Origin of the sequence: Nonomuraea sp. NPDC050383, from assembly GCF_044459125.1 — a bacterium.
Lineage (GTDB): Bacteria > Actinomycetota > Actinomycetes > Streptosporangiales > Streptosporangiaceae > Nonomuraea.
In genome coordinates this window covers 83,148-109,593 of sequence record NZ_JBITIP010000008.1, presented here as the reverse complement: position 1 = coordinate 109,593, position 26,446 = coordinate 83,148, and the positions used below count along the sequence as shown (strand labels likewise).

Below are 26,446 nucleotides of genomic sequence, written 5' to 3'. Positions count from 1 at the left end.
GTCAGGCATCATGTACGGACTTCGCGAGAAGGCGGGAGACGACCGTCTCGGCGGGCCTGCCGAGCACGGCCTCCAGATCGGGGGTCTGCCGCTCCAGCTCCCCCGCCCGGATCCGGCCGTTGATCCAGCTCATCGGGCCGGGGCCGGTGTCCGGCACCTCGCGGTAGGCGACGCCCAGGGCCTCGGCCACCTCGGGGTGGCTCCACAGCGGACCGGTGAAGTCGTAGGCGCGGCCGAGGTGGGCCCGGCTCTCCAGCACGTTCGCGGCGGCCTCGGCCAGGTCGGAGCGGAACGCGGTGTTCAGACCGCGGCCGGCGGTGCTGCTCATGAGCTCTCCGCCGGTGATCCGCGGTAGGAACGCGTCGCTGTAGAAGGGGTGGCGCAGGAACGTGTACGGCAGGCCGGTGGCGAGGATGGCCTGCTCCGTCGCGTGATAGGCCTCGGTGAGGCCGGTGGCTGCGGTGTCGGCGCCCAGGAAACTGGTGAAGGCGATGGCGCCGACGCCGGCGTCCGCGGCGGCGGTCACGGCGGCCAGGTGCTGGGCGATCCTGCGGGGGGTGTCGAGCTCCGGGGAGGAGATCAGCAGCAGGCGCTCGACCCCCTCGAAGGCCGCGCGCAGGCTCGCCGGGTCGTCGTAGTCGCCGCGCCGTACCGGGACGCCCGCCGGGGCCCGTACGGGATCGCGGACCACCGCCACCACCTCCGCCCGCGCGCGTAGACGGTCGATGACGAGGCGGCCGAGCGCGCCGGAGGCGGCCGAGACGGCGATCACTGTGAGCAGACTCCCTCGGGAAACGGTCGCTCCAGTGCACTACCACCGGCGGCCCCGCCGCCACTCATTTTCCGCGCGCCGCCATCACCGCTCCAGCGCCAGCGTCACGCCCAGCCCGACGAAGATGCCGCCCGTGGCGACGTCGATGCGGCGGCGGGCGGCGCGGCGGTGGCGAAGCCAGCCGCCGATGCGGCCCGCGAGGACGCCGACCGCGCCGTCCACGAGGAACTCCAGCGCGATGAGAATGACCCCGAGAATCGCGAACTGCAGCCACACCTGGCCCAGGCCCGGGCTGATGAACTGCGGGAGGAAGGCGATGGTGAAGGTCACCATCTTCGGGTTCAGCAGGTTGGTCATCAGCCCGCTCAGGTACGCCCGCCGCCCCGTGATGCTGCCGCCGCCCACCGCCACGTCCATGGGGCTGTCGTCGCGCTTGCGGATGGCCTGGACGCCCAGGTAGATCAGGTATGCGGCGCCGACGATGCGCACCACGGTGAACGCGACCGGCACCGCCTCGAACAGCGCCGCCAGGCCCGCGGCCGCCACGGCGACGTGGATGGCCTCGCTGGTGGCCACGCCCGCGGTGGCGAGCAGGCCGACCCGCGGGCCGCCGCGCATCCCGCATCCCAGCACGAACAGCATGTCCGGCCCCGGTGTGATCATCGCGATGATCGTGGTGACGCTGAAGAGTGCGAGAAGGTGGGGGTCGATAGGCATAGTCAAATTCTCCCATGGTGTCGAAAAGTGCAACTGTTCGGAGGAAAAAGGGCGTGACATCTACCTGGGACGAGGCGTTCGCGCGTCGATATGCGGAATGGTCGGGCCACATGGCGGCCGACACCGCCTTCTACGTCGCCCTGCCAGAGAGGCGGACGGGCCGCTCGTCGAGCTGGCGATCGGGAACGGGCGGGTCGCCGTTCCCGTCGCGCGGGCGACCGGGCGGCGGGTCATCGGCGTCGACCTCTCACCCGCGATGCTCGAACAGGCCCGCACGCACGCCGCCGAGCAGGGCGTCCGGCTCGACCTGCGCGAGGGCGACATGCGCGAGCTCACCCTGGAGGAGCCGGCGGCGCTGGTCTACTGCCCGTTCCGGTCGCTGCAGCACCTGCCCACCTGGGCCGACCGCCGCCGCGTCTTCGAGCGGGTGGCCGCGGCGCTGCGCCCGGGGGGCCGCTTCGCCTGGAACGCCCTCGCCTTCGACCACCACATCGCCGCCCGCTTCGACGGGACGCGGCAGTCGGAGCCGGTGCCGCACACGACTCGCTTCGCCGTGGGCGACAATCGGATCGACCTCGTGCTGGACGACGGGGCGACGAGCTCGTCCTGGTGGGCGACGAAGAACGAGTGGCTCGGGCTGATCGACGTGGCGGGGCTGGAGGTGGAGGCGCTGTACGGGGGGTTCGCCGGCGAGCCGTTCACCGAGGACAGCCGCGAGTACGTGTTCGTCACCCGCAGGCCCGCCCGGTAACGCCTTCACCGCGCATCGCGGAGAACGCCATCGGCCGTCCGGCTCCCATCGGACGGGCGTTGAGCGACCTGCAGGTCTCCTCGCAGGCATGCTGCCCGCCCGCCGACTGCTCCCCGGGAGCCTGCGGCTGATCCCCGGTCCGGCCGGTCAGTTCGGATCCGGGACTCCATCCCGGGGAGCGACAGGCCGAGCCGGCAGGCAGCTTTGGCCTCCGCCGCACTGGGCATGGATGCACCTCTCTGATTAGATCAGAGTCTAATTTGACATTTCTCTAATCAGAGGGCACACTCCAGGCTACTTAGATCGATATCAAAGCAAGGGTGTGACGATGCGCTTCCTGTCCCGCCGCCGACTTCCCCGGCCCGTCTCTCTCCACGAGGCAACCGGCCGCATGTGTGACCGCACCCGCCGAGCCGGCGCTGCGATCGAGCGCGCTCGCATCGCCGCCTTGATGGCCCGCTGAACCCCGACAACACCCCGGCGTAAAAGGAAAGATCATGAGTGGTGGATGTTGCGGCCCTGCGGCCGCTCCCGTCGAGCAGTCCGGACCGCGGGTGCGAACCACGCCCCAGCCACACGGCCTTGCCCCGGAGCTCGGCGACCTTCCGGTCGTGGTGATCGGGGCCGGCCCGGTCGGGCTGGCCGCTGCCGCGCACCTGGCCGAGCGCGGCATGGAGTTCGTCGTACTGGAGGCGGGCGAGCAGGTGGGCGCCTCGGTCGCACAGTGGGGCCACGTGCGCGTGTTCAGCCCGTGGAAGTTCGACATCGACGCCGCTGCCCGCCGGCTGCTGGAAGCCGCCGGCTGGACGGCTCCCGATCCCGACTGGCTGCCCACCGGCGCCGAGCTGATCGACGCCTACCTCGCCCCGCTGGCCGAACGCCTGGGCGACCGCGTACGCACCGGCGCCAAGGTGACCGCCATCAGCCGGCTCGGCCACGACAGGGTGCGCACCGACGGCCGCGAAGGCGTCCCCTTCCTGGTCCGCCTGGACGGAGGTGAGGAGCTGCGTGCCCGTGCGGTCATCGACGCCTCCGGCACCTACCGCACACCCAACGTGCTCGGCGCCAGTGGCATACCCGCCCACGGCGAGGACACGGTGTTCGTCGACCACGCCCTGCCGGACGTGCTGGGCGCCGACCGCGAGCGTTACGCGGGCAAGCACACCCTGGTCGTGGGCGCGGGCCACTCGGCGGCCACCACGCTGCTGGCCCTCGCCCAACTGGAGGACACGCCGATCACCTGGGCCATCCGGGCCGGCGGCGCCGCCCGCACCTACGGCGGCGGCGCGGCCGACGCGCTCCCCGCCCGCGGCGCACTCGGCACCCGCCTGCGCGCGCACGTCGAGTCCGGCCGCATCACCCTGCTGACCGGCTTCTTCACCCACACCGTCACCACAGACGGCCGCCAGGTCACCGTGATCAGCCGCGATCCGTCCGGAGCCGAGCAGACCGTGACCGTCGATGCCATCGTCAGCGCCACCGGCTACCGCCCCGACCACTCCATCGCCTCCGAGCTGCGCCTGGACCTGGACCCGATCCTCGGCTCCACCCGCGCCCTCGCCCCGCTGATCGACCCCAACGCCCACTCGTGCGGCACCGTGCCCGCCCACGGCGCCGACGAGCTCGCCCACCCCGAGCCCGGCTACTACGCCGTGGGCGTCAAGAGCTACGGCCGCGCGCCGACGTTCCTCATGGCCACCGGCTACGAGCAGGTGCGCTCGGTCGTGGCCGCGCTCGCCGGCGACTGGGAGGCGGCCCGCGACGTCCGACTCGAGCTGCCCGAGACCGGCGTGTGCTCCTCGAACCTGGCCGAAGCGCAGGAGCAGCGGGTCGGCCTGGCCACCGGGATCAGCGGCGGCCTGCTGCTCGCACCGTTGCCGCTGGCCGGCGTGTCCGCTGCCGAGGGCGGCGGCTGCTGCGGCTGACCAGACCCGACGCATCCTCGTGAGCATGCCCTCCCCCACGCAGCCAGGCCGCCGCGGAGTCCGGTGTGCACGATCTCCGCGTTCGCGCCGTTTGCCTACCATCGCCTAGAATTTCGATGAACTTCGAATCAGGGAGGGTTGGATGACCGCGGTCACGATCCAGTGCTGCGCCCCCATAGCGCGTGAACCGCTGTCGGAGAGCGACGCGGCCGATCTGGCGGTCATGCTCAAGGCGGTCGCCGACCCCGTACGGCTGCGCCTGCTGTCGATGATCGGCTCCCACGCGGGCGGCGAGGCGTGCGTGTGCGACCTGACCGACGCCTTCGACCTCACCGCGCCCACCATCTCCCACCACCTGAAAGTGCTGCGCACCGCAGGGCTGATCAGCGGCGAGCGGCGCGGCACCTGGGTGTACTACCGGATCATCCCTGAGGCGGTGAACAGGCTCGGAGCCCTGTTCGCCCCGCTGGCCGAGTCCGTCTCCGCGTGACGCGTCCGGTCGACGTCCTGGTCATCGGCGGCGGCCAGGCCGGACTGGCCGCCGGCTACTATCTGCGCCGAGCCGGCGCCGACTTCGCCATCCTCGACGCCCAGGACCGCCCCGGCGGCGCGTGGCGGCACGCCTGGCCGTCGCTGCGGCTGTTCTCCCCCGCCCAGTACAGCTCCCTGCCCGGCCGCATGATGCCCTCCCCGCCCGGCGGCGGATACCCGGGCGCGGCCGACACCGTCGCGTACCTGACCGACTACGAGCGCCGCTACGACCTGCCCGTGCTGCGGCCGGTGAAGGCCCACGCGGTACGACGCGGCGACGAGCGCCTGACAGTCGAGACCGACGCCGGCACCTGGCAGGCCCGGATCGTCATCAGCGCCACCGGCACCTGGTGGCGACCGTATGTTCCGCACTGTCCCGGCATCCGCGACTTCCAGGGCGAGCAGCTCCACACGGCCGGCTACCGCGGCCCGGAGCCGTTCCGCGGCCGGCGCGTGGTGATCGTCGGCGGCGCCAACTCCGCCGCGCAGATCCTGGCCGAGGTCTCCACCGTCGCCGACACCACCTGGGCCGCCCTGCGCCCGCCCCGTCTGCTGCCCGACGACGTCGACGGCCGGGCGCTGTTCGCACTGGCCACCCGCCGCATGCGGGGCGGAGGCGGCATCGGCGACCTGGGCGACATCGTCGCCGTCCCACCGGTCCGGGAGGCCCGCGACCGCGGCGTGCTCAAGGCCGAGCCCATGTTCGACCGGATCACTCCTGAAGGCGTCTCCTGGCCGGACGGCACGGGCCTGGCCTGCGACGTCATCATCTGGTGCACCGGCTTCCGTCCCGCCCTCGGCCACCTGACCCCGCTACGGCTCCGGCGACGCGGCGGCCTCATCGCCACCCACGGCACCCGCGCCGTCGGCGAGCCCCGCCTGCACCTGCTCGGCTACGGCGACTGGACCGGCCCGGCCTCCGCCACGCTCATCGGCGCCGCCCGTACCGCGAGAGACACCGTCGCGGAGATCATCGCGGGCCTGGGCAACCGTCAGTGAGCGGCCCGGAGCCCGAAGGCTCTGCTCAACCGGTCAGCTCGGTGATGAGCTTCTCGACGCGGGCGCGGATCCCATCCCGGATCGGGCGGACGGCTTCGATGCCCTGGCCTGCCGGGTCGTCGAGTTCCCAGTCTTCGTAGCGCTTGCCGGGGAAGATCGGGCAGGCGTCGCCGCAGCCCATGGTGATGACCACGTCGGCGGTCTGGACGGCCTCGGTGGTGAGGATCTCGGGCCGGGCGGTGGTGATGTCGATGCCGACCTCACGCATGGCCTCGACGGCCACGGGGTTGATCTGATCGGCGGGCGCGGACCCGGCGGAGCGGACCTCGATACGGTCGCCGGCCAGATGGGTGAGCCAGCCGGCGGCCATCTGGGAGCGTCCGGCGTTGTGGACGCAGACGAACAGCACGCTGGGCCTGTCACTCATGAGCGGGTTCCTTCCGGTTGTTCTGGTCTTCAGGCTTCGGGATCGCGAGGTCTGCTGCGGACGCGGCATTCGACCCTGTCGCATGCCGGCCGAACAGGCCACGCACCAGCACCAGACCCACAACGCCACCGATCAGCTGCGCGAGGATGAACCCGGGCAGCGAGGCCGGGGCGATGCCGGCGAAGGTGTCGGAGAAGGCGGGCCTCGACGTCCTGAGGCAGGGCATCATTGACGCCGGCCGGCCAGGCCGGCCGGGGCTTCAGCAGGCGATGACCGTACTGCGCCGTTCCACCAGCAGCACATCGCGCCAGGTACCCCGATGACAGCCGACACGCTCACGGGTGCCGACCGCGCGGAAGCCCAGCGCTTGGTGCAGGGCAAGGCTGGCCGCGTTCTCCGGGAAGATCCCGGACTGGATCGTCCAGACTCCGGCGTCCTCGCCGGCGGCGATGAACGCGGTCAGCAGGGCGCGGCCGATGCCCTGCGCCTGGCAGCCGGGATGGACGTAGACGCTGTGCTCGACCACCCCGGCATAGACGGGACGCGGGGACACTGTGGAGGCGGCCACCCAGCCGACCACCTCACCGGTCTCGGTATCGGCGGCGACGTACCGCAGGTGTGGCAGCCTGCCCGTGACGAAGCCCTCCCAACTCGGTGCGACCGTCTCGAAGCTGGCATGCCCGCTGTCCAGCCCCGCCTGGTAGATGGCCAGCACCTGTTCGGCATCGCTGTCGCGCATCGGCCGGATCTCCATCCCGGGCCCGATGGCCGGCTTGGCCGCCTGGATGATCGCCGAGTGCACGCCCTCGCCATGATCGGCGGTCAACGTGATCCGTATGCCGACGAACCCGGCACGGCCGAGCAGTTCCTGGTAGCCGGCAACGGACAGCGTGCCGGCCGAGCAGCCGATGCGCCCCTCGACCGCCTCCCGCCGCCCGGAGTCGGCGGCCGCCTCGTCGGCGGTGACGACGTCGCTGACCCCGAACCGGCCGCCCGGCCGCAACACCCGGAACGCCTCGGCGAGCACCGCCGCCTTGTCGTCGGAAAGGTTGATCACGCAGTTGGACACGACCACGTCGACCGACCGATCGGACAGCGGGACGTCCTCGATGGTGCCGTGCAGAAACTCCACGTTGGTCGCGCCCGCTTGCTCCGCGTGACGCCGGGCGAGCTCCAGCATGTCGACACTGGCATCCAGCCCGTACGCCTTGCCGTGCGGGCCGACGCGACGGGCCGACAGCAGCACGTCGATGCCGCCGCCCGAGCCGAGATCCAGCACCGTCTCGCCGCTCAGCGCCGCCCGGGCCAGGCTGGAGTAGCGGTCGACGATCTCATCCTTCGCCATGAGGATCTCCTTCACGCACAGGCCGGCGCGGCGGGCGCCGGGTTGCCCATCACCACGTCGGCAGCCGTGGGGAAGCAGCTCACGCACGCCTCGTTGATCCGGTACAGGCTGGATGTGCCCTGCCGCTCGACCAGGACGAACCGCACCTCGGCCAGGATCTTTGTCACCCAGCCTGTCACCCACCTGAGGGAAAATGACCGGTGGACGAATCACCCGGGCGAAGATGGGCCATTGCGTGATCCACTGCTTGAGGCTTCTTGAGCGAGCGTCGCTCGATGGGCGAAGGGCTCCCACCGGACAGCGATCAGTCCGCCATACTGCCTGGCCAATCTGTGGCGCATATCCTGGTCGAACGCGTTCACTCTGAGAACCGTCCGGTTGAGTTCCGGCTCGATGCCCATGCTCAGAGAAGACTCCGTCTCCTCCAACGGCCCGCTGTCCTTCTCCATCAACGTCTTCAGCTCCGCCTGGCTGTTCTCCACCGGTCTCAGCTGAGGCACGGTCCTGAAGCGGACGTTCTTCCCGCTCGACCAGTACTCCCCGGAGATCGGCGGCGTCGCCAGTTCGCGTCCGCGCGCGGTGACGTATGGTGCGACGAGCCGGTACGGCTCATGCAGGATGTACGGCGGGGCAAGATCGTGCGGGTAGGTCTCGGCCCGCTGCTGAGCGATCTCCAAAGCGCGACTGAACGGCTCGATGCCCTCGTAGGACCTGAGCAGTACGAGGTCGACCGGCGTGAAGTAGACCTCAACCGCGTCGTTCGCCGCAGGCTGCACGATCACTCGCCCATCTCCTGGGAAGAAGGTGGGTGCAGCGGCTATGGCGTAGAGGGCGAAAAGGGTAAAGATCAACCTTAATCGCATGTGCGAAGAGTGTACGGGACCAAGTCCAGCTCTTTCGGCCCATGACACGGGCCGGGTCGAGCGCCTGCCCCTCGCCCCCAGCTCGGACGAGGTGAGGCCTGGTTCTGATCTCGCGTGGTCCCTACCCGCACGAAATCGCCCTGTCCTGCGGGTGATGTGCGATGACGCTTTCGTTCGTTGTCATCGCTTGCCGATGATTTCCAGGGCCATGTGCCCTCAGGCTGCCCCCGCCCGTGACGAATCCCTGGACAGACGCTACTGATTCCATGGGCGGGCTCGACCCCGGACGGCTGTACCAGATCATCGATATCCAAGCCCGATGATCCGGAATTCCGGGCCGGGGCCGTGCGGTTCGTCAGAGACCGGCAAGCCTGTCGCGCATGTGCAAGCTCACCTCTCTTGGTCGCTGACGCTCGGCGACGCCACGGCGATGTGCGGGCGCCCGGTGATCGGGTGGGGGCCGACGTGGGCGCGGACGCCGAAGACCTCCTCGATGAATGCGGGGGTCAGCACCTCCAGGGGCGGCCCGTGCCCGGCGACCCTGCCGTCGCGCAGGACGACGACCCGGTCGGCGTAGGCGGCGGCCTGGTCGAGGTCGTGCAGCGCGGCCAGCAGGGTCAGGCCGAGGGAGCGGATGAGGTCCAGCAGGAGGAGCTGCGATCCCACGTCCAGGTGGTTGGTGGGTTCGTCGAGCACCAGGAGTGGGGCCTCCTGCGCCAGCGCGCGGGCGAGCAGGACGCGTTGCCGCTCGCCGCCCGACAGGGTGGTCATCAGGCGATCGGCCGCGCCGTCCATGCCGACTCGTCGCAGCGCGGTGACGACAATGGCCCGGTCGGTGTCGTTGTCCCGTTCGAGCGGCCCTTTGCGGCTGTGGCGGCCGGTGGCGACCACCTCTGCGACAGACAGTCCCTCGGCGATCTGGCTGTGCTGCGGCAGCACGGCGCGGTGGAGCGCGGCCTGGCGGGGCCGCATACGCCACAGGTCCTCCCCGTCGAGCCGGACCACGCCGCTGGACGGCCGCAGCGACCGGTAGACCGTCCGCAACAGCGTGGACTTGCCGCTGCCGTTCGGCCCGACCAGCGCGACGAACTCGCCCGGCCCGGCCGTCAGGTCGACGCTGTCGACGATGGGACGGGCGTCGATGTTGGCGCTGACGCCCTCGAGGTCAAGCCGCATCGGTGCCTCCACGCGCCCGGCGGCGCAACAGCCACAGGAAGAACGGCACACCGAGCCCGGTGGTGAAGATCCCCACCGGCAGCTCGTTGGGCCGGTCGGCGATCCGCGCCGCCAGGTCCACCAGCACCAGGAACAGCGCCCCCGTCAGCAGCGACACCGGCAGCACCCGGCGGTGGTCGGCGCCGACGAGGAACCTGACCATGTGCGGGATCATCAGCCCGATGAAGCCGATCCCCCCGACGACGCTGACCACGGTGGCCGTCAGCAGCGACCCGGCCACCAGCAGCCCGATGCGCAGGACGGCCACCGGCACCCCGATGGCGACGGCGGCCTCCTCGCCGGCCAGCAGGGCGTTGAGCGCGCGGGCCTGCAGCGACAGCCACGCCATGCAGGCGACGATGAGCAGGGCGGGCACGCCCAGGTCGCCCCAGGAGGCGCCGGCGACACTCCCCATGAGCCAGAACATCATGCCCTGCAGCTCCGTCGGGTTGAGCTGGAGCTGCACGAACGTGGTGGCCGCCGTGCACAGGTAGCCGACGGCGACCCCGGTCAGCACCAGCCACGAGTCCAGCAGCCGTCCCGAGCGCTGGGCCAGCAGGTAGACCAGCAGCGCCGACAGCATCGCGGCGGCGAACGAGGCGCCGGTGACACCGAAGGCGCCGGCCATGGCCGTGCTGCCGACGACCGGGACCAGCACGGCTCCGAGGGACGCCGCCGAGGACACACCGAGGACGTAGGGGTCCGCGAGCGGGTTTCGCACCAGGGCCTGCAGGGCGACCCCGGCCACCGACAGCCCGGCTCCGGAGAGCGCGGCCAGCAGCGCCCGTGGGGTGCGGATGTCCCAGACGACCTGGCTGAGCAGCGGGTCGGCCTGCGCGCCCCGCCCGGTCAGGTGGTCCCGGACCACTCCCCAGACCTGGCCGAGGGGAAGGTTGACCGAGCCGACGGAGATGCCGACGACCAGCGCCGCGACGAGCCCGGCCATCAGGCCGGTCAGCAGCAGCCCGGTCGCGGGCCCGGAGATGAGGTGCGGGCGCCGGGACGGCAGGGCTCTGGTCTCCGGCGCGGAGGTAAGGGTGTCAGTCACCGGGGTGAACCACCTTGGAGATCTTCTCCACCGCCAAGGCGTTGAGCGGGCCGAGGTAGACGCCGTCGGAGACCAGTGTGTAGGTCCTGGTCTTGGACGCGGCCCAGTGCGGGTAGGCGGCCATCAGCTTGGCCGCCTCCTCCTCCCCCTTCTCCTGCGGCGTGAACAGGCCGACCACCAGCACGTCCACCTGCGCGGTGGCGAGCTGCTCCTTGTTGAGGGTGCGGGTGGCGTCGGCGGTCTGGCCGGCGAAGGCGTTGACGCCTCCCGCGGCCTTGATCACGTCGTCGTAGATGCCGCCGGTCATCACGGCGGGCAGCCCGTTGGCGTTCATCATGGACATGCCGGGATAGGCGATGAGGACCTTCTTGGCGGGCCGGCCCGCCACCCGGTCCCGTACGGCCTGCACGCGGGCGCGCAGCTTGCCGATCAGGTCGAACGCGCGCGGCTGGACGTCGAACACCCGGCCGAGCAGGACGATGAACTCCAGCGAGGAGTTGATCGACTGGTTGCTGTAGGCGCGCTTCTCCTCCTCCGTCGCTTCGGGCTTGCCCATCGCGCAGTTGACCGGATTGACCAGTGACGTGATGCCGGCGGCCGCGAGCTGCTCTCGGGTGGCGAAGCCCTGCTTGGCGTCGAACCCGCCGGACCAGGTGGACACCACGAGGTCGGGCTTGAGCTTGAGCACCTGCTCGGCGGGGACGTCGAAGTTCTTGTTCATGGTCAGGCCGCCGGTCGGCAGGGCCCTGATTCTTTCGATCATGGACGGGTCGTCGGAGACGCCGTAGCTCTGGGCGTTGGCCAGGATGTTCTTCTCCAGGCCGAGCAGGATGAAGCTCTCCACCTCGCCCACGCTGGTGCCGTTGAGGATCAGCACGCGCTGGGGCGGCTTGGCGAAGGTGACCCGCGTGCCGCAGTTGTCGAAGCTCAGGGGGTAGGTGGTCCGGCCGCCGGAAGCGGTGACGGTCTCCGCCGGCGCGGCGGAGGACACCTCGGGGGCGCCGCAACCGGCGGCGGTGAGGGCCACGAGCGCGGCCACGGCGGCGATGGAGGAACGACACAAGTTCATGGGTTTCGGGCTCTCCGTGGATCGAGTCTGGGCAGACGCATGCCACCGCCGTCCATGCCGGCGACCGGCGCGGCGGCGCCCGGCTCAGGGCCGGGGAACCCACAGATGGCGACAGGAGGATCACGGCCGGGACCACGTCCCCGGGCAGCGGTCTGCTTCCGGGCACGCTGACGTCCAGGCATGGCGGACCGCGCGTGCGGCGCCCTACGGCACGCTCAAGGACACAAGCTGCCGTCGAAGGATCACCAGGTCACAAAGCCACTGCGGGCGTGGCCGGCCCTCCAGGCGGTCCACGGAGCACGAGGACATGCCTGAGGTACACCCGGATGCGCGCGTTCTCGTCCCCGAACGCATGAGTGACCACCCGCGGCCCGGCGGAGACCCAACCGGCCGCCATGAGGAACAGGACCACGAGGGGGCGCAGCACCCAGCCGGCGAGCTGGCGTGCCAGGGCGCACAGGCCCTCCTCCAGCCACCGCAGCCAGACAGACGTGAGGACCACACTCGCCGCGTGCACGAGCAGCATCCCGAAGCTCAGCGAACCAGCGTGCGACACGTGGGCCATCCCGGCCATGTCCGCGCAATGTTGCGCCTGCCGCCGGCCGGTGCTCTGGGCGAGCAGAATGTGCAGGACGACCTGCGACGCGGCCGTCGCGGGCAGGATGGAGGCCAGAGTGCGCTCGCGCCCGGTCACGGCCAGCGCGGGCAGCAGCATGAGCAGGAAGCCGCCCATCGCCGCCGCGGGGTCGAAGAAGCCCCCACCGGCCAGGTGCCCGAGCGTGGCCAAGGCGGCGCATGTGGCGGCGAAGCTCGCCGCGCGCACCCACCTCACCGCCGAGAACGGACCCATAGTGGGCAGATCCTTTCACACCACTGCCGCGCCCTACCCGCCGCCGGATCAAGCCGACGCCTGTAGACGGTGATACGCGGCACGGAGTCGCCCGGTTCAGCGCGGCGCCCCCAGTGAGATCGAGGTGGGAGCGCAGGGCAGGACTCGCTGGCGGGCGGCGTTCCCGGCCAGTTGCAGGGCGGGCGCCAGTTCCCACGCCAGCCCCTCCATGGCAGAGGCGATGGAGGGGTGGCGCGACAGAGCGCGGCGTACCACGTCGTCCGTGGCCATCAGGAACGCCAGGTGGCGGATGGCGTGGCCGGCCACGTTGACGACGTCGATCTGCTCCGGCGTAGGCGTCGCCGGAGCCTTGCCCCGCGCGATGTCCAAGGTCGGCAGTTCTTCGGCGGGCAGGTGGGGCGCCGGGTCGGGACACACGGCATAGGTCAGCACCACCTGCCCCTCAGGCCGGTGACGCCAGCTCGTCGAGTGCACGACAGTGGCCGGATCGTCCGCCGATGTACCGCTGATCCGGCGTGCGACCTCGTCAGGGCTCTCTCCCGGGCCGGGCACTGCCGCGAGCCGCCGGTAGAACCAGCGCCCGTCGACCCCTGCCCGGAGCATGAACGTCTCCACAGCAACCGGGGCAGGCCCAGCGTCGCTCTGATCGACCACTGGCGATCCCGTCCTCGTCCCCACCCAACTGCGACAGATATGCAGGAGCAACATTATGGCGTACGGGCGTCCTGGGATCGGGCGGCCGTGACCACCTCGGTGCCGAGCATCCCGAGACAGCCGCCGCCATTGGCCCGCCGACGCCCCCTGACTGTCCATGCCCTTCGCCTTCGCCGTGCGGACGCGTCCGGCACGAAACGTCAACCTCGACGAGGCCACGGCCCACCTCGGCCTGCGTCTGCACCGGCTGGTGCCGGCGCTGTCGGCATGCCGATCAAGACGCAAGCTAATTGCACAGCTATGGTTGTTGCGAGCTATTTGCAAGTAGGCGTCTTTGGAGGAGAGACATCATGGGTGAGTACACCCTTCCGGACATGCCCTACGACTACGCGGCGCTTGAGCCCGCGATCACCGGCGAGATCCTTGAGCTGCACCACGCCAAGCACCACGCCGCGTACGTCAAGGGCGCCAACGACACGCTTGAGCGGCTGGCCGAGGCGCGCGGCAAGGGCGAGTTCGGTGGCCTGGTCGGGCTGGAGAAGACGTACGCCTTCAACCTGTCCGGGCACGTTCTGCACACGATCTTCTGGCAGAACCTGTCGCCCGACGGCGGGGACCGCCCCGACGGCGAGCTGGGCGACGCCATCACCGAGCACTTCGGCTCCTTCGAGGCCTTCCAGAAGCAGCTCACGACCGCCACCGCCACCGTGCAGGGCTCCGGCTGGGGCGTCCTCGCCTGGGAGCCCCTGGGTCGCCGCCTGGTCGTCGAGCAGGTCTACGACCACCACGGCAACGTCGGCATGAACACCACCCCGCTGCTCGTGTTCGACGCCTGGGAGCACGCGTACTACCTGCAGTACCGCAACGTGCGCCCGGACTACGTCGAGAAGCTCTGGGGCCTGATCAACTGGAACGACGTCATCGCCCGCTACGACGCCGCCCGCGGCGCGTAACGCACCCCCATGCCGGCGACGCCCGCCCGGCCCGAGCTTGGTCCGCGGGGCCAGGCGGGCGCCGCCCCCTCGACATTCGTCTCGTCCCGTCAGGCGACGTACGCCACATGCTCTCTGCGGCGAGGGTGGTGGCAGGCGAGGGGTGAACGCCGCCGCACGCAGCGCGCGGATCATCGGACGGCCGGCGCACACGCCGCCACGTTGCCAGAGCGCACCACCGCGTTCCCGGATGCGCAGAAAAGGGGCAGTGTCTGAACCGGCGGCCGGTCGAGCGCGTACCTCAGCACATGCATGGCCGCACTTGTGCCTATGTGGCACCATTCGGGAGTCGCACCTCCTGCCCCCCATCGCGGCGTTCGCGGCGGCGGGCGCCCTAGCCTGGCGGAGCCGCCATGAAGGTGTCGGAGCGCATGTACGCCGGGACGGCGGTCGCCGCCGGCGTGGTGGTGCTCGTCGTCGTCCTGCGGTACGGCGGCGCGATCGAGCCGGAGATCCCCGGGCTGCCCACCGCCGGGCCGGTCACCGTCTGGGGTCTGCCGCTGGTCCGTCTCTGCTACGACGTGTGCGCGCTGGCCTGCGTCGGAACGCTCACCGCGGCCACCCTCGCCCCCGCCGGCTCCCCCGAGGCCGGGAGGTGCGTGCGCGCCGCCGGGTGGTGGGCGCTCGGCTGGGCATTCACGGCCGCGCTCAGCTACCTGGCGACCCTGTCGGACCTCATCCCGCTGCCCGTCGTCAACCTGCTGACCTCGCCCGACATGCTGGAATTCGGCCTGTCCATCCCGCAGACCCAGGCCCTGCTGCTGGTGCTGGGCGTGGCGCTGGTGGTGGCCGTGTCCGCCGGCGCTCCGGTGTGGGCCCGCCTGGCGGTCGCCGCGTTCGGGCTGTTACCGCCCGCGTACGTGGGCCACGCGGCCTCGGCCGGCGACCACGACATCGCGATCTCGGCCCTGATGGCCCACCTGGTGCCGGTGTCGGTCTGGGTGGGCGGCCTCGGCGCCGTGCTCGTCCACTTCCGCCGCTCCCCCGACCTGCCGGTGGTGCTGCCCCGGTTCAGCACGGTCGCCCTGTGCTGCTTCGCGGCGGTGACGGTCTCGGGCGTGGCGAGCGCGTGGGTGCGGCTCGGCACGCCGTCCGACCTCTGGCTGACCGGGTACGGGCAGCTGCTGCTGGCCAAGACGGCCGCCCTGGTGCTCCTCGGGCTGTTCGGCTGGAACCACCGCCGCCACACGGTCGCGGAGGTCGCGGACCGCGGCGTGCGACAGACCTTCGTCCGGCTGGCGACGGGCGAGGTGACGGTGATGGCGGCCGCGATCGGGCTGGCCGTCGGCCTGTCCCGTACACCACCGCCGCCCGGCAGCGGCGGCGGCCACGAGCACCTCGTCCTGGAGTACGCCCTCGCCCCCTTCAGCCCGTCGGCGCTGGTCACCGAGGTCCGCCTGGATCCGGCGATCCTGCTGCTCCTCGCCCTGCCGGCGGCCGGTTACTGGGTGGGCGTGCGCAGGGTGCCCGGCTGGCCGGCCTCCCGGACGCTCGCCTTCTCCGCCGGCCTGGCGTTGACCGCGTTCGTGCTCCTCGGCGGCGTGGGCGGGTACGCGCGGGCAATGCTGTCGGTCCACGCGCTCCAGCACGCCGCGATCACCGTGGTCTCGCCCCTGCTGCTCTGCCTGGGTGCCCCGCTCACGCTCGCGGCCCAGGCCACCACCGCGTCACCGGGCTCCTGGCGGCTGCCCGGCCCCCGAGTTCTGGTGATCGCCTACCCGGTCGCGTTCCTCCTGCTCTATGCCACTCCATGGCTGCCTTGGTCCCTGTCCGGCTACGCCCCGCACGTGCTCACAGAGTTCCTCTTCCTCGGTGCGGGCCTGCTGGTGTTCCGGGTGCTGGACGGCGTGGACCCGCTGCCTCATCCGGTTTCCTGGACGGCCCGCGTCCGGCTCCTCGCCGTGGTGACCGCGGTTCACGTCGCCCTGGGCGCGTACCTGATCCTCGGCCCGCAGCTCGCGGGCGAATGGTTCGAACTCGCCGCCCCGCCCGGCGTGCCGGACGTCCTGGGCGACCAGCGGCTGGCCGGAGCCGTGGCCATGCTCCTCCCCCTGACCGCGCTCGCCGCGCTGGCCGTCCGCATGGCATGGCTCAGGATGGACGCCCTGACCCGGGTCCGTTGAGCCGGCGACGGTTTCGCAAGGTGGACACACATTGACCGGCGCCCTTCCGCCACTTACGGTGCTTCTTGCGAATTATTCGCAACAGCAATAGACCTGCAAACGGGTCGGCACCCCGGCCCTCATCACCCGCGACCGTGAACTGCTGGAGGCGGTGGTGTCGGCATGAGACGACTCCTGATCCTGACGATGGCCCTGACCTTGACCGCCTGCTCGCAGGCGCCCGCCGTTCGACAGGCCGAGCAGCAGCCGCAGGCCGGCTTCCCGGTCACGATCGAGAACTGCGGGCGCAAGCTCACCTTCGACAAGCCGCCCGCCAAGGTGGTGACCGGCTACCAGCCCGCCCTGGAGACCCTGCTCGCCCTCGGCCTGGGCGACCGGATCGCCGGGCGCACGAACTTCTCCGAGAGCGCGTTCCTGCCGGGGCAGAAGGAGCTGTACGACAAGATCCCGGAGGTCTCCGACACGATCATGCTGCCGCAGAAGGAGGTCATGCTCGCCCAGGGCGCGGACTTCGTCCTGGACAACGCGATGGCCGGCTTCGACTCGGCCGGCGGTTACGCCACCGTGGACGAGCTGAACGCGGCCGGCACCCCGGTCTACATCCTCGGCGGCTGGTGCAGCCCCGAGCAGGTGCTCGAGTTCACCATCGACAAGACCTTCGCCGACCTGCGCGACCTCGGCGCGATCTTCGGCGTCCCCGACCGCGCCGACAAGCTGATCAGCGAACTGCAGGGCGAGCTCGCCGACGTCAGGAAGCGCGTCGCCGGCCGGACCCCGGTCAAGGTGCTGGCCACCGACGGCGGCAAGGGCCCGGTCAACGCCTACGGCGGCGCCGGGCTGACCCACCAGATGATCACCCTGGCCGGAGGGGTGAACGTGCTGGCCGACGTCAAGGGCGACTACACCGAGGTCAGCGCCGAGAAGATCAGCGCCGCCCAGCCCGACGCGGTCCTGGTCAGCGACTACGCCACCCTGCGCGGCGAGAAGACGCCGAGCTCGCCGGCCAAGGCCGCCGAGGCTTTCGCCATCGCCAGGAACAGCCCGGCAGCCAAGGACAACCGCTTCCTCGCGCTCCCCGTGTCCGCCCAGCACCCCGGCTACCGCAACATCCTGGCCGTCACCGAGATCGCCCGTTTCCTGCATCCGAACGCCTTCACCCAGTGACCAGCACAACCCAGCAGAACCCGGCACAGACCGCGCTCGTGCCCAGGAACCGCCGCGCGAGCCGGTTCCTCGTGCTCGTCGCCGTGCTCATCGTGGCCGTCGTCGCCTCGACCTGGCTGGCGGTGAGCATCGGCGCGGTGCACGTCGCCCTGCCCCAGGCCTGGGGCATCGTCGCCGACCGCCTCGTCCCCGGCCTGGTGCCGCGCACCTGGACCCCGGTGCAGGAGCAGATCGTCTGGGAGTTCCGGCTGCCCCGCGCGCTGCTGGCGCTCCTCGTCGGGGCCGGGCTGGCGGTGGTCGGAGCGGTGCTGCAGGCACTGGTGCGCAACCCGCTGGCGGACCCGTTCCTGCTCGGCGTCTCCTCCGGTGCCTCGTTCGGCGCGGTGCTCGTGTTGATCCTCGGCGCCTCCGCGCTCGGCGGGCTGCCGCTGTCGGCCGCCGCCTTCGCCGGCTCCCTGCTGGCGCTGGGGCTGGTGTACGTGCTGGCGCAGCGCTCCGGACGGATCACCCCGTCCCGGCTCGTGCTGGCCGGGGTGGCGCTGGCCTACCTGTTCCAGGCCGCCTACAGCTACGTCCTGCAACTGGCCCAGAGCGGACGGGCCGCCCAGCAGGTGCTGTTCTGGCTGATGGGCAGCCTCGGCGGCGCCCGCTGGCACATGCTGCCGCTGCCCGCCGTCGTCCTCGCCGCCGGGGTGACGTACCTGCTGCTGCAGCACCGCCCGCTGAACGCGCTCGCCGCCGGGGAGGAGACGGCCGTCTCGCTCGGCGTGAACGTCAACCGCTTCCGCCTGACCCTGTTCGTGCTGACCTCGCTGCTGGTAGGCGTGCTGGTGGCCACCAGCGGCGCGATCGCGTTCGTCGGCCTGATCGTGCCGCACGCCGCCCGGCTGCTCGTCGGCGCCGACCACCGCCGGGTGCTGCCCGTCACCGCCCTGCTCGGAGCGGTGTTCCTCCAGCTCGTGGACGTCGCCGCCCGCACGGTCAACGCGCCGCAGGAGCTGGCGCTCAGCATCGTCACCGCGCTGTTCGGCGTGCCGTTCTTCCTGTGGCTGCTGCGCCGCCGCTCCGTGGACCGGGCGGTGAGCGTCACGTGAAGCTCGACCTGCGCGGCGTGTCCGTCGCGCTCGACGGCCACCCGATCGTCCACGAGGCGGACCTGCTGGTGGGCGACGGCGAGTTCGTGGGACTCGTCGGGCCGAACGGCTGCGGCAAGTCCACCCTGCTCCGCACCATCTACCGGGCGCTGCGCCCCGCCGCCGGGCTCATCACCGTGGACGGCGACGACGTGCACCGGCTGCCCGCCCGCCAGGCCGCCCGGCGCACCGCCGTCGTCGCCCAGGAGACCCCGGCCGACCTCGACTTCACGGTGGCCGAGATCGTCTTCATGGGGCGCACCCCGTACAAGGCCGACGCTCTTGTGGACGAGGAGCTGGCCGCGCGGGCGCTGGACCGCGTCGGCATGGCCGGTGCCGCCGAACGCGTCTTCGCCACCCTGTCCGGCGGCGAGAAACAACGCGTCCTGCTCGCCCGCGCCCTCGCCCAGCAGACCCACCTGCTCCTGCTGGACGAGCCCACCTCCCACCTCGACATCCGCCACCAGCTGGAGATCCTGCACCTGGTCCGCGAGCTGGGCATCGCGACGCTGGCCGTCCTGCACGACCTCAACCAGGCCGCCGCCTTCTGCGACCGCCTCTACGTCATGAACGCCGGCCGCATCATGGCCGGCGGACCGCCGGAACAGGTCCTCACCCCCGACCTGATCTGCCAGGTGTACGGAGTGCGCGCCGTCCACCGCACCCAGCTCGTCTTCGAACGGCTCAAGGAGGAGCAGTGATCCCCCGGCTGCCTGCCTTGTCGCCCCAGGTCCGGTGACGGCCGGCCGGACTGGTCCTGCTGCTGCTGTCCATCACGGCCACCTACGTCGGCCAGGGCCTGCTCATCGCGCACGCTTTGTGGGGCGTCTTCGCCGGTCAGGGCGCGGGATGATCTGGATGTGCGCCGGTCCGGCCGAGGGACGGTCAGAAGCGGCCACCAGTAGGTCACGTTCGTGATCTCGGAAGCGGATCTGGACCCGGTATCTCCTCCGAAGGAAGACGTCGGGGTGGAGGGGATCAGGAGCCGCGGGGGTCGGGGAAACCGATCCAGCGCAGCAGGATCATCCGGGCGTCGGCGGGTGCGTTGTCGTGGTCGGCACCGAAGCGGTGCACCAGTTTCAGGTACTCCTCGTGGAATTCCTTGAGCCGTGCCTTGGTCATGAAGGTGCTGGCGCGAGAGCCCTGCTGCCAGTCGCCGTCCTCGTCGCGGTCGTGGGCGAAGGCTGACAGCAGCCGTAGGTCCTCGGCGAGCTGGGAGTCGCCCAGCCGCTCGGCGAGGTCTTGTTCGGCGCCGGTCAGTTCTTCGCGGGCGGGCATCCGCCGGTCGGCTTTGACGACGTCCCACCAGCGTTCCCGCCCCTTGGCACGCTCGCGCAGCTCGGTGACGAAACCGGTGTCGGACAGCATGCGCAGGTGGTAGCTGGTGGTCCCGGTGTTCTGGCCCATGGCTTTGGCCAGCGTGGTGGAGGTGGCCGGGCCGTGATGGGCGAGGTGTCTGAGGATCTCTCGCCGCAGTGGGCTGGCGAGCGCCTTCATCGCCGCCGGGGTGTGCATGACCGGTTCCCTTGACATGTGACCAGCCTAGCCGTACCGAGACAGCTATGCAGAAAGAAATATGCAGAGAAAAACTTGCAGAAAAAATTCTGTAAGACTAGGGTCGGCGTCCATGAACGGGAAACGAGTCGCCGGGGTGTCCTTCGTCACCGCACCACTGCTGGTCGTGGCCGGCTGGGCTCTGATGCGTCTGGGCGGTGCCGGTGGCCAGGAACCCGGCTGGACCCTGGCCCACATCGCCTGGGTCCTCAACAACGTCATGTACGCGATCGTCTGCGTCGAGCTGTACAGACGTGCCAAGGACACCACCTCGGGAGGGCGGATGCTGGCCACCGGCTCGCTGATCGTCGGTGTCATCGGCGCGGGCTGCCTGCTCATCCAGATGGTGATCGATCTGGTGGTGGGCTTCTCCACCGACAACCGCGCCGACATGCAGGCCTTGAGCGGCCAGATCCACGACCTGCCCGGGGTTCAGGCGGCCATCTACGACATCGGGCCGGTGCTGCTGTTCCTGGCGCTGGTCGTGCAGGCGATACACCTCGCGGCGCAGGGCAGGGCCACCGTACTGTTCGCGATCATGGTGACTGCGGCGGTACTGGTCAACGGCGCCGAGCTGCTGGTGGAGATCCCGTTGCGGCTGGCGCAGGCCGGATCGGCGCTGATCCTGTGGCTGGCCTTCCTGCGGACAGGACGGGAACTGTTGCGCCGCGGCACATCCGACCCGACCCGGACCGCGGCGACGACCTGGGCGACCCTCGCCGGGTGGGCACTCATCCTGGCGCCGGTGGCGCAACTCGGCGGCTGGACCTTGATGAGGTCAGGCGGCAACGAAGGAGTCGAGCCATGGGCGACGATCGCGCATTCGGTGTGGCTCATCGGTTTCGTGCTGCTGGCCATCGCCTGCGTCGAGCTGTTTCGCCGGGTCCGAAGCCGCGGTGCCGCGCAGATCCTCGCCAGGGTGAGCCTGGCGGTGGCACTGATCAGCGTCACCGCCTCGATCGCCGAGATGCTCGTCGACCTGTACGTCCTGTCCGCCACCGACAATCACACGCAGCTGAAGGCCCTGGACCAGCAGATCCGAAGCATCCCGGCAGCCGAGCCCATCCTGTACGGATTCGGCACCCAGCTTGTCTACCTCGGGCTCCTGGCCCTGATCATTCAACTGGCCGTCCTGAAGCGAATCAGCGCTACGACCCTGATACTCGTCCTGACCACCCTGGCCCTGTTCATCAGCTACGAAGTGCTGGACGGGCCCGGCCGCCAGGCCCTCATGCCGTTCGCGGTCCTGTGCATGTGGCTGGCCCTGGCGCCCCTGGGATGGCGACTGCTGAAGCCGGTGGCCCGGGCCGCCGACGCGATCACGCCGTAGCGGTTCCCGGGCCTGATGATCCCGATCATGTACCGAACCCGGCTCTGTGCCGGCTGTTTCATGACATTGACTCCGGACGGGGTTCCGAGCGCCTTTGGAGACCCTGCCGCGCTCCCCGCCCGCGCAGCCCCAAGCGCAGGGTGGCTCAATTCTATGATCATTGCCCGGCTCCATCGGGCGATCGCTGACATGACGAGCCGGACGGCGATGTCGCGCAGGCTGAGGTTCTGGCCGCGCAGGTGGAGAGCCATGGAGAGCATGTTCTCGTCGGTGACGGCGGCACCGCCGATGGCCTTGCCGCAGGCGCACCCTCAGACGTGCCAGAGGGTGGCGATCTGCCGAGTGGCCAGCCGGGACGGCACGGCCCGCAGCGACAGGTCGCGCAGCCACGCGGAGATCCCGGTCCGGGACGTCAGCCGCGACTGCCTGGCCGCCCCCAGCATCATGCGGTTGGCGCGGGGCCTGCGCTCGGCGTCGTAGCGCAGGAGCCGCTCGACGGCGTCCGCCGGCTCGGCGCCGCTCAGGTGGCGGGTCAGTACGGCAGCGTCCTCGAAGGCCTGGCTGGAGCCCTGGCCGAGGTCGGGTGACATGGCGTGCGCGGCGTCGCCGAGCAGCGCGATCCTGTCGACCGCGAACGAGGGCAGGGGCTCGGCCAGGCGGGCGATCGGGTCGACGTAGATGTCCTCGGGCGGCGTGGCCCCGATCAGTGCCGTGACGAGGGGATGCCAGTCGGCCATCAGGGACAGCATCTCCCGGCGCGCCTCCTCCGCGCCGGGCGGCGGGCCGTGCAGGAGGGAGTCGGTGAACCAGTACAACCGGTCCTCACCGACGGGGAACAGTCCGAACATCGCCCCGTTGCGGCGGTCGACCAACTGGCTGAGGAGCAGGTCCGGCGCCAGGCCGGGAGGGCGGGGCAGCATGCCGCGCAGGTCCATCCGGCCGGTCCGCCGCAACCCGGGGTGGCCGGGGAAGAGCTGCGCACGCAGTCGGCTGCCGCTGCCGTCGGCCGCGATCACGGCGTCCGCTCTCGCGACGGGCGCGCCGTCGCTGATCACCGTCACTCCGCTGGGGTCGGGCTGCAGGCGCTCGACCGGGGTCGCGGTTCGCACGAGGTCGGGCGGCAGCGGGGCGCGCAGGGCTCTGTGCAGCTCCGCTCGGTCGATCATGGCGGGCGTCCCGATCCCCTGCTCCACCTGGGCCAGGTCGGCGATCAGGAGCGGCCTTCCATGCCGGTCCCGTAGCCCCCCGCTGGTCGCGTGCATGACGCGCCTGCGAACGTCCTCGGCCAGCCCCAGGTCGTCCAGCGCGCGAAGCCCGTTGGGCATGACCACGATCCCCGTGCCCTTCTCCCGGAGCTCGGCGCCCCGTTCGAAGAGCGTCACCTCGTGGCCCTGGCGATGCAACCCCACCGCGGCCGCCACCCCTCCGAGCCCGGCTCCGACCACCGCGATCCTCATGAGACCTCCCGCTCATTCACTACGTACGTACTAGTACGGATATTGGTAACATGGTCACATGCCGCCCACGAATCCGGCCCGCCGCCAAGCCCTCGCCGACGCCGCCATCGACCTGCTGGCGTCGTCAGGCGCGCACGGGCTGACCCACCGCGCGGTGGAGAAGGCGGCGGACCTGCCGCCGGGTACGGCCTCCAACTACTTCCGCAGCCGCGAAGCGCTCCTGGTGGCCGCTGCCGAGCGCATCCTCGAGCTGCACCACGCCGACACCGACCGGGCCGTCGAGCGGCCCGCGACACTGGCCGACATGCTGACGGAATCGCTGCTCACCGCGGCGACCACCCTGCGCCGCCGCTATCTGGCGATCTTCGAACTGCAACTGGAGGGCGCCCGCCGACCGGCGCTCGCAGCCGCGCTGGCGGGCTTGCAGGACACGTCGATCCAGGTCACGGCCGGCCACCACGACCAGCTCGGCCTGGCCATCCCGCGCGAGCGGATCCCCGCCATGATCACCCTCTACGCGGGCGCGCTGTTCACCCTGGTCAGCGCGCCGCCGGGGAGCGTCACCAGGGACGTCGTACGGGACGTGGTTCAGGTCATCGTGCACGGCTGCACGGGACATGCCGAGCAGCGGCCGTGACCCGCCGGCCCCGTCGCGCCGAGGCGGGTGAGCTCCAGCGGATCAGCCAGTTAGCACCCGAGGTAGCGAACAGTCACGAGCTGGAGAGCGAAGATGACCATCGCGCCCGGCGGGCGGACGGTGTCCTCGCGGGGCAGGGGTTCGGGGGGCAGCAGGCCCCGAGACCACAGATCGCACGATCACTCCAACGCTGACCTGCCAGGGTGGGGCCATTTCGCACCGTCACTCTTTTCACCCGGTGATCGGCTGGATCCAGGTCGAGCTCTTTGGCGCAACGGTATGATCAGCACGAACGCGTGTTGAGCGAACCAATGCCGTTCCTGTTCCAGCGAAAGATCGGCGCCTCGCAGAGAGCAATGAACTCACAAACCATATGGCGCGTCCTCGACCGCATATGCCGATCCGCCGCCGAGACACGACCAGAATTCGCAGGTCTCGCCTTCACACCTCACGATCTCCGCAGAATCTTCGCAACCGATCTGATCAACAACGGACCGCCCATCCACATCGGCGCAGCCGTACTCGGCCACCTGTCCACACAGGCCACTCGTGGCTACGTCGCCATCTTCGATGAAGATCTCTCACGCCACTACCAGGCATACCTCGAGCGGCGCGGGGCTGTGCGCGCGCGAGACGAGTATCGGCCCCCGACCGATCGAGAGTGGACCGAATTCGAGGAACACTTCGACAAGCGAAAGGCCGAACTGGGGACCTGCGCTCGCCCATACGCCACTCCCTGCGCCCACGAGCATGCCTGCATTCGCTGCCCCGTTCTTCAGGGCTCTCCGAAAATGCCGGCCAGACTCGACGAAATCCAGGAAGACCTGATATCCCGGCGTCAACGGGCTGAGGCCGAAAGATGGCACGGCGAAATCGAAGGAATCGACCTCACCATGTCTTTCCTGCGCGACAAGCGAGCCCACACCCAACGTCTCACCCGGCGAGTTCACCTTGGGTTGCCTGGACTACGCCCATCTTCAGCCTGAACCACCAACGCAGATTCGTAGCGCCTGAACAAGCCGAGCTTCGCGCCCGACTGCGTCGCCGCGTGAGGGCCCGATCGAGCCCGTCAAGCTCTGGTGGGCTCTTTACGAGCTGCTAACAACCGCTGCTCTACCACTGATCCGCATGACGTACCGAAATTCACTGACGGCACTGGCCCTGGCGCTGGCGCTGGCGGCGCATCCTTCCGCAGCGGGCGCCACCACTACCGTCGCCGCGAGCCCGAGCGCCACCGCGAACCCCAGCTCGAGCTCCGGCGTGTCTTCCGTGCAGTGGAAATCCTGCCCGGCCTACTCCGATGAGGTGGTCCGGAGCCTGGGCGTGGCGGAGGACAAGATTGCGGCGTTCCGCTCCTTGATGAAGCGCCTGGAGTGCGGCACGGTCAGCGTCCCGCTGAACCATCGTGACCCCAGCGGGCGGAAGATCGACATCGCGGTGACCCGGCTGGCCGCCACGGACGAGGCCCGCCGGCTCGGCGCCATTGCCGTCCTGCCGGGCGGGCCGGGCAACAGCGGATACCTGGACCCGGTCCTGCGGGCCGCGCTCAGGAACGAGGAGATGGCGGGGCTCAACGAGCGATACGACATCATCGGCTTCGACCCGCGTGGGGTCGGCAACAGCTCCAAGGTCGCCTGCACCTTCTCGCCAGGAGGCCCGCAGGAGCCCGGCACGCTGACCAAGGAGGCGGCCAGGAAGATATACGACGCCCAGGTCGCCGCCAACCAGAAGTGCGGACGCTCTGACCCCGCCTTCCTCGGACAGCTCACCACCGAGAACGTGGCCAAGGACCTGGACCTGGTACGGACCGCGCTGGGTGAGAGCGAACTCAACCTGCTCGGCTTCTCCTGGGGCACCTATCTGGGCATGGTGTACCGCAGCCTGTTCCCCGGGCACACCGGACGGGCCTTCCTGGACAGCGTGGCGCCGCCGTGGACCCGTATTGACGAGCACGCCAAGGAAAGCGCGGAGGCGGCCGAGCGCAACTTCGGGCGCATGGCCGCCTGGCTGGCCCGCCGCGACGGGACCTACGGTCTCGGTGCCACCGTGCGGAAGGTGCGCGAGGAGGTGGCGAAGCTGGTCCGCGCGTACGACAAGAGCCCCAAAACCTACGCCGACCTGCAACGGCCCATCGACGGCTCGGCCGTCGCCGACCTGGCCAGGCGCAACTCGACCGAGTGGGTGCGCGCGGGCAAGGCGCTGGCCGAACTACGGACGGCGACGGGCACCACCGCCCCGCCCACCGTCAAGGAGCTGCTCGGCGCACCGATGATGGGAACGCCCGTGCCCGGCGCGCCCGAAACACTGAACAGGACCATGAACTTGGCCGTCGCGTGCAACGAGGACAGCAGCCGGGCCGGTTTCGACACCGCCTGGCGTGCCTACCAGCAGGTCGTGAAGCGCCACCCGGCGACCGGCCGGTCCTGGGGACTGCCTGCCATGTGTCCCGGCTGGCCGCTGCCGGTGCAGCAGGCCACGTTGAAGCCGAGCAGCGGGTCACTGGTGCTGGCGGGACACCTGCACGAGTTCATGTCCGTCTACGACTGGACGCTGCAGACACGGCGCGCCATCGGCGGCATCGTCTACACGGTCGCCGACGACGTGCACGTGTCGACCACCCGGGTGCCCAAGTGCGCCGCCGACGTGGTGCGGTACTTCGAGACGGGCCAGATCGGCAGAGGTTGCGAGGGCAGCGCAATCCCGAGCTGACCACCGGTTACCGGCCCGGCGACCTGCCACGGGTCGCCGGGCCCGATGCCCTGGCGGCGTCGTCGGGACCCACGGCTCGCCCGCCCGGGACCACGGCGAGCACCCGGTTCATCCAAGGGGCCCACGTAGCTCTCGCGGCGCGCCCGGGCAGGTTCCGGCCGGTTCAAGCAGAGGCTCGTCA

At 70.6% G+C, this 26,446-nt stretch carries 27 protein-coding genes; 13 read left to right on the top strand and 14 right to left on the bottom strand.

What is annotated here, in order from left to right; genetic code table 11:
* Position 1: 1 nt before the first annotated feature.
* Positions 2-772 (bottom strand): NAD(P)H-binding protein, encoded by a 771-nt coding sequence (locus ACIBG4_RS21120; RefSeq protein ID WP_397203224.1) that lies wholly within the window; start codon positions 770-772, stop codon positions 2-4.
* 84 nt (positions 773-856) lie between these two features.
* On the bottom strand, positions 857-1,489 hold the full coding sequence (locus ACIBG4_RS21115; protein ID WP_397203223.1) for a LysE family translocator: 633 nt from the start codon (positions 1,487-1,489) through the stop codon (positions 857-859).
* A gap of 97 nt (positions 1,490-1,586) precedes the next feature.
* On the opposite strand from ACIBG4_RS21115, the gene ACIBG4_RS21110 reads away from it, so the two are divergent.
* The 4 genes from ACIBG4_RS21110 (at position 1,587) to ACIBG4_RS21095 (ending at position 5,695) form a co-directional block, all read left to right on the top strand.
* Positions 1,587-2,240 carry a class I SAM-dependent methyltransferase gene (locus ACIBG4_RS21110; protein WP_397203222.1) on the top strand — a complete coding sequence of 218 codons (654 nt, stop codon included), beginning with the start codon at positions 1,587-1,589 and terminating at the stop codon, positions 2,238-2,240.
* Between the two features lie 497 nt (positions 2,241-2,737).
* On the top strand, positions 2,738-4,165 hold the full coding sequence (locus ACIBG4_RS21105) for an FAD-dependent oxidoreductase (RefSeq protein ID WP_397203221.1): 1,428 nt from the start codon (positions 2,738-2,740) through the stop codon (positions 4,163-4,165).
* Between the two features lie 142 nt (positions 4,166-4,307).
* Positions 4,308-4,655, top strand: a complete 348-nt coding sequence (locus ACIBG4_RS21100) for a metalloregulator ArsR/SmtB family transcription factor (RefSeq protein WP_310707102.1) — start codon at positions 4,308-4,310, stop codon at positions 4,653-4,655.
* A complete protein-coding gene (locus ACIBG4_RS21095) occupies positions 4,652-5,695 on the top strand; it encodes an ArsO family NAD(P)H-dependent flavin-containing monooxygenase (RefSeq protein WP_397203220.1) in 1,044 nt (347 codons plus the stop codon). The genes ACIBG4_RS21100 and ACIBG4_RS21095 overlap by 4 nt, the downstream gene beginning before the upstream one ends.
* A gap of 25 nt (positions 5,696-5,720) precedes the next feature.
* Here the strand turns inward: ACIBG4_RS21095 and ACIBG4_RS21090 are convergent, their stop codons facing one another.
* From ACIBG4_RS21090 to ACIBG4_RS21045, 10 genes are all read right to left on the bottom strand, one after another.
* Positions 5,721-6,122 carry an arsenate reductase ArsC gene (locus tag ACIBG4_RS21090; RefSeq protein WP_397203219.1) on the bottom strand — a complete coding sequence of 134 codons (402 nt, stop codon included), beginning with the start codon at positions 6,120-6,122 and terminating at the stop codon, positions 5,721-5,723.
* On the bottom strand, positions 6,115-6,351 hold the full coding sequence (locus tag ACIBG4_RS21085; RefSeq protein ID WP_397203218.1) for a hypothetical protein: 237 nt from the start codon (positions 6,349-6,351) through the stop codon (positions 6,115-6,117). The genes ACIBG4_RS21090 and ACIBG4_RS21085 overlap by 8 nt, the downstream gene beginning before the upstream one ends.
* 30 nt (positions 6,352-6,381) lie before the next feature.
* Positions 6,382-7,482 (bottom strand): GNAT family N-acetyltransferase, encoded by a 1,101-nt coding sequence (locus tag ACIBG4_RS21080; protein WP_397203217.1) that lies wholly within the window; start codon positions 7,480-7,482, stop codon positions 6,382-6,384.
* A complete protein-coding gene (locus ACIBG4_RS21075; protein WP_397203216.1) occupies positions 7,479-7,634 on the bottom strand; it encodes a hypothetical protein in 156 nt (51 codons plus the stop codon). The genes ACIBG4_RS21080 and ACIBG4_RS21075 overlap by 4 nt, the downstream gene beginning before the upstream one ends.
* A 42-nt stretch (positions 7,635-7,676) precedes the next feature.
* Positions 7,677-8,249: a hypothetical protein gene (locus ACIBG4_RS21070; RefSeq protein WP_397203215.1), complete on the bottom strand. Its 573-nt coding sequence runs from the start codon at positions 8,247-8,249 to the stop codon at positions 7,677-7,679.
* Positions 8,250-8,720: 471 nt separating this feature from the next.
* A complete protein-coding gene (locus tag ACIBG4_RS21065) occupies positions 8,721-9,506 on the bottom strand; it encodes an ABC transporter ATP-binding protein (RefSeq protein WP_397203214.1) in 786 nt (261 codons plus the stop codon).
* Positions 9,496-10,593 carry a FecCD family ABC transporter permease gene (locus tag ACIBG4_RS21060; protein ID WP_397203213.1) on the bottom strand — a complete coding sequence of 366 codons (1,098 nt, stop codon included), beginning with the start codon at positions 10,591-10,593 and terminating at the stop codon, positions 9,496-9,498. The genes ACIBG4_RS21065 and ACIBG4_RS21060 overlap by 11 nt, the downstream gene beginning before the upstream one ends.
* Positions 10,586-11,662 (bottom strand): ABC transporter substrate-binding protein, encoded by a 1,077-nt coding sequence (locus ACIBG4_RS21055; RefSeq protein ID WP_397203212.1) that lies wholly within the window; start codon positions 11,660-11,662, stop codon positions 10,586-10,588. The genes ACIBG4_RS21060 and ACIBG4_RS21055 overlap by 8 nt, the downstream gene beginning before the upstream one ends.
* Positions 11,663-11,912: 250 nt before the next feature.
* Positions 11,913-12,512 carry a hypothetical protein gene (locus tag ACIBG4_RS21050; RefSeq protein ID WP_397203211.1) on the bottom strand — a complete coding sequence of 200 codons (600 nt, stop codon included), beginning with the start codon at positions 12,510-12,512 and terminating at the stop codon, positions 11,913-11,915.
* A 96-nt stretch (positions 12,513-12,608) separates the two neighbouring features.
* Complete coding sequence (locus ACIBG4_RS21045) at positions 12,609-13,115, bottom strand: hypothetical protein (RefSeq protein WP_397203210.1); 507 nt, start codon at positions 13,113-13,115, stop codon at positions 12,609-12,611.
* 401 nt (positions 13,116-13,516) lie between these two features.
* Between ACIBG4_RS21045 and ACIBG4_RS21040 the strand changes: the two genes are divergently transcribed.
* The 5 genes from ACIBG4_RS21040 to ACIBG4_RS21020 all read left to right on the top strand — a co-directional run bounded on the left by ACIBG4_RS21040 (position 13,517) and on the right by ACIBG4_RS21020 (position 19,279).
* The gene (locus tag ACIBG4_RS21040; protein WP_397203209.1) at positions 13,517-14,119 is read left to right on the top strand and encodes a superoxide dismutase; all 603 of its coding nucleotides are present in this window, start codon (positions 13,517-13,519) and stop codon (positions 14,117-14,119) included.
* A gap of 392 nt (positions 14,120-14,511) precedes the next feature.
* Positions 14,512-16,281 carry a cytochrome c oxidase assembly protein gene (locus ACIBG4_RS21035; protein ID WP_397203207.1) on the top strand — a complete coding sequence of 590 codons (1,770 nt, stop codon included), beginning with the start codon at positions 14,512-14,514 and terminating at the stop codon, positions 16,279-16,281.
* Between the two features lie 162 nt (positions 16,282-16,443).
* Positions 16,444-17,445, top strand: a complete 1,002-nt coding sequence (locus ACIBG4_RS21030) for an ABC transporter substrate-binding protein (protein ID WP_397203206.1) — start codon at positions 16,444-16,446, stop codon at positions 17,443-17,445.
* Complete coding sequence (locus ACIBG4_RS21025; RefSeq protein WP_397203205.1) at positions 17,442-18,539, top strand: FecCD family ABC transporter permease; 1,098 nt, start codon at positions 17,442-17,444, stop codon at positions 18,537-18,539. Before ACIBG4_RS21030 ends, ACIBG4_RS21025 begins: the two co-directional genes overlap by 4 nt.
* Entirely contained in the window at positions 18,536-19,279 is a 744-nt protein-coding gene (locus ACIBG4_RS21020) for an ABC transporter ATP-binding protein (RefSeq protein ID WP_397203204.1), read from the top strand. Before ACIBG4_RS21025 ends, ACIBG4_RS21020 begins: the two co-directional genes overlap by 4 nt.
* A gap of 277 nt (positions 19,280-19,556) precedes the next feature.
* On the opposite strand, the gene ACIBG4_RS21015 is transcribed toward ACIBG4_RS21020, so the two are convergent.
* A complete protein-coding gene (locus tag ACIBG4_RS21015; protein ID WP_397203203.1) occupies positions 19,557-20,111 on the bottom strand; it encodes an ArsR/SmtB family transcription factor in 555 nt (184 codons plus the stop codon).
* Between the two features lie 118 nt (positions 20,112-20,229).
* Between ACIBG4_RS21015 and ACIBG4_RS21010 the strand changes: the two genes are divergently transcribed.
* Complete coding sequence (locus tag ACIBG4_RS21010) at positions 20,230-21,462, top strand: hypothetical protein (protein ID WP_397203202.1); 1,233 nt, start codon at positions 20,230-20,232, stop codon at positions 21,460-21,462.
* A gap of 311 nt (positions 21,463-21,773) precedes the next feature.
* Here the strand turns inward: ACIBG4_RS21010 and ACIBG4_RS21005 are convergent, their stop codons facing one another.
* The gene (locus ACIBG4_RS21005) at positions 21,774-22,919 is read right to left on the bottom strand and encodes an FAD-dependent oxidoreductase (protein WP_397203201.1); all 1,146 of its coding nucleotides are present in this window, start codon (positions 22,917-22,919) and stop codon (positions 21,774-21,776) included.
* A 58-nt stretch (positions 22,920-22,977) separates the two neighbouring features.
* Here ACIBG4_RS21005 and ACIBG4_RS21000 point away from each other — a divergent pair, with 58 nt between their 5' ends.
* The 3 genes from ACIBG4_RS21000 to ACIBG4_RS20990 all read left to right on the top strand — a co-directional run bounded on the left by ACIBG4_RS21000 (position 22,978) and on the right by ACIBG4_RS20990 (position 26,265).
* Entirely contained in the window at positions 22,978-23,556 is a 579-nt protein-coding gene (locus tag ACIBG4_RS21000) for a TetR family transcriptional regulator (RefSeq protein WP_355437785.1), read from the top strand.
* Positions 23,557-23,867: 311 nt separating this feature from the next.
* The gene (locus tag ACIBG4_RS20995) at positions 23,868-24,542 is read left to right on the top strand and encodes a tyrosine-type recombinase/integrase (RefSeq protein ID WP_397203200.1); all 675 of its coding nucleotides are present in this window, start codon (positions 23,868-23,870) and stop codon (positions 24,540-24,542) included.
* A 142-nt stretch (positions 24,543-24,684) separates the two neighbouring features.
* A complete protein-coding gene (locus ACIBG4_RS20990) occupies positions 24,685-26,265 on the top strand; it encodes an alpha/beta fold hydrolase (protein ID WP_397203199.1) in 1,581 nt (526 codons plus the stop codon).
* Positions 26,266-26,446: the final 181 nt, after the last annotated feature.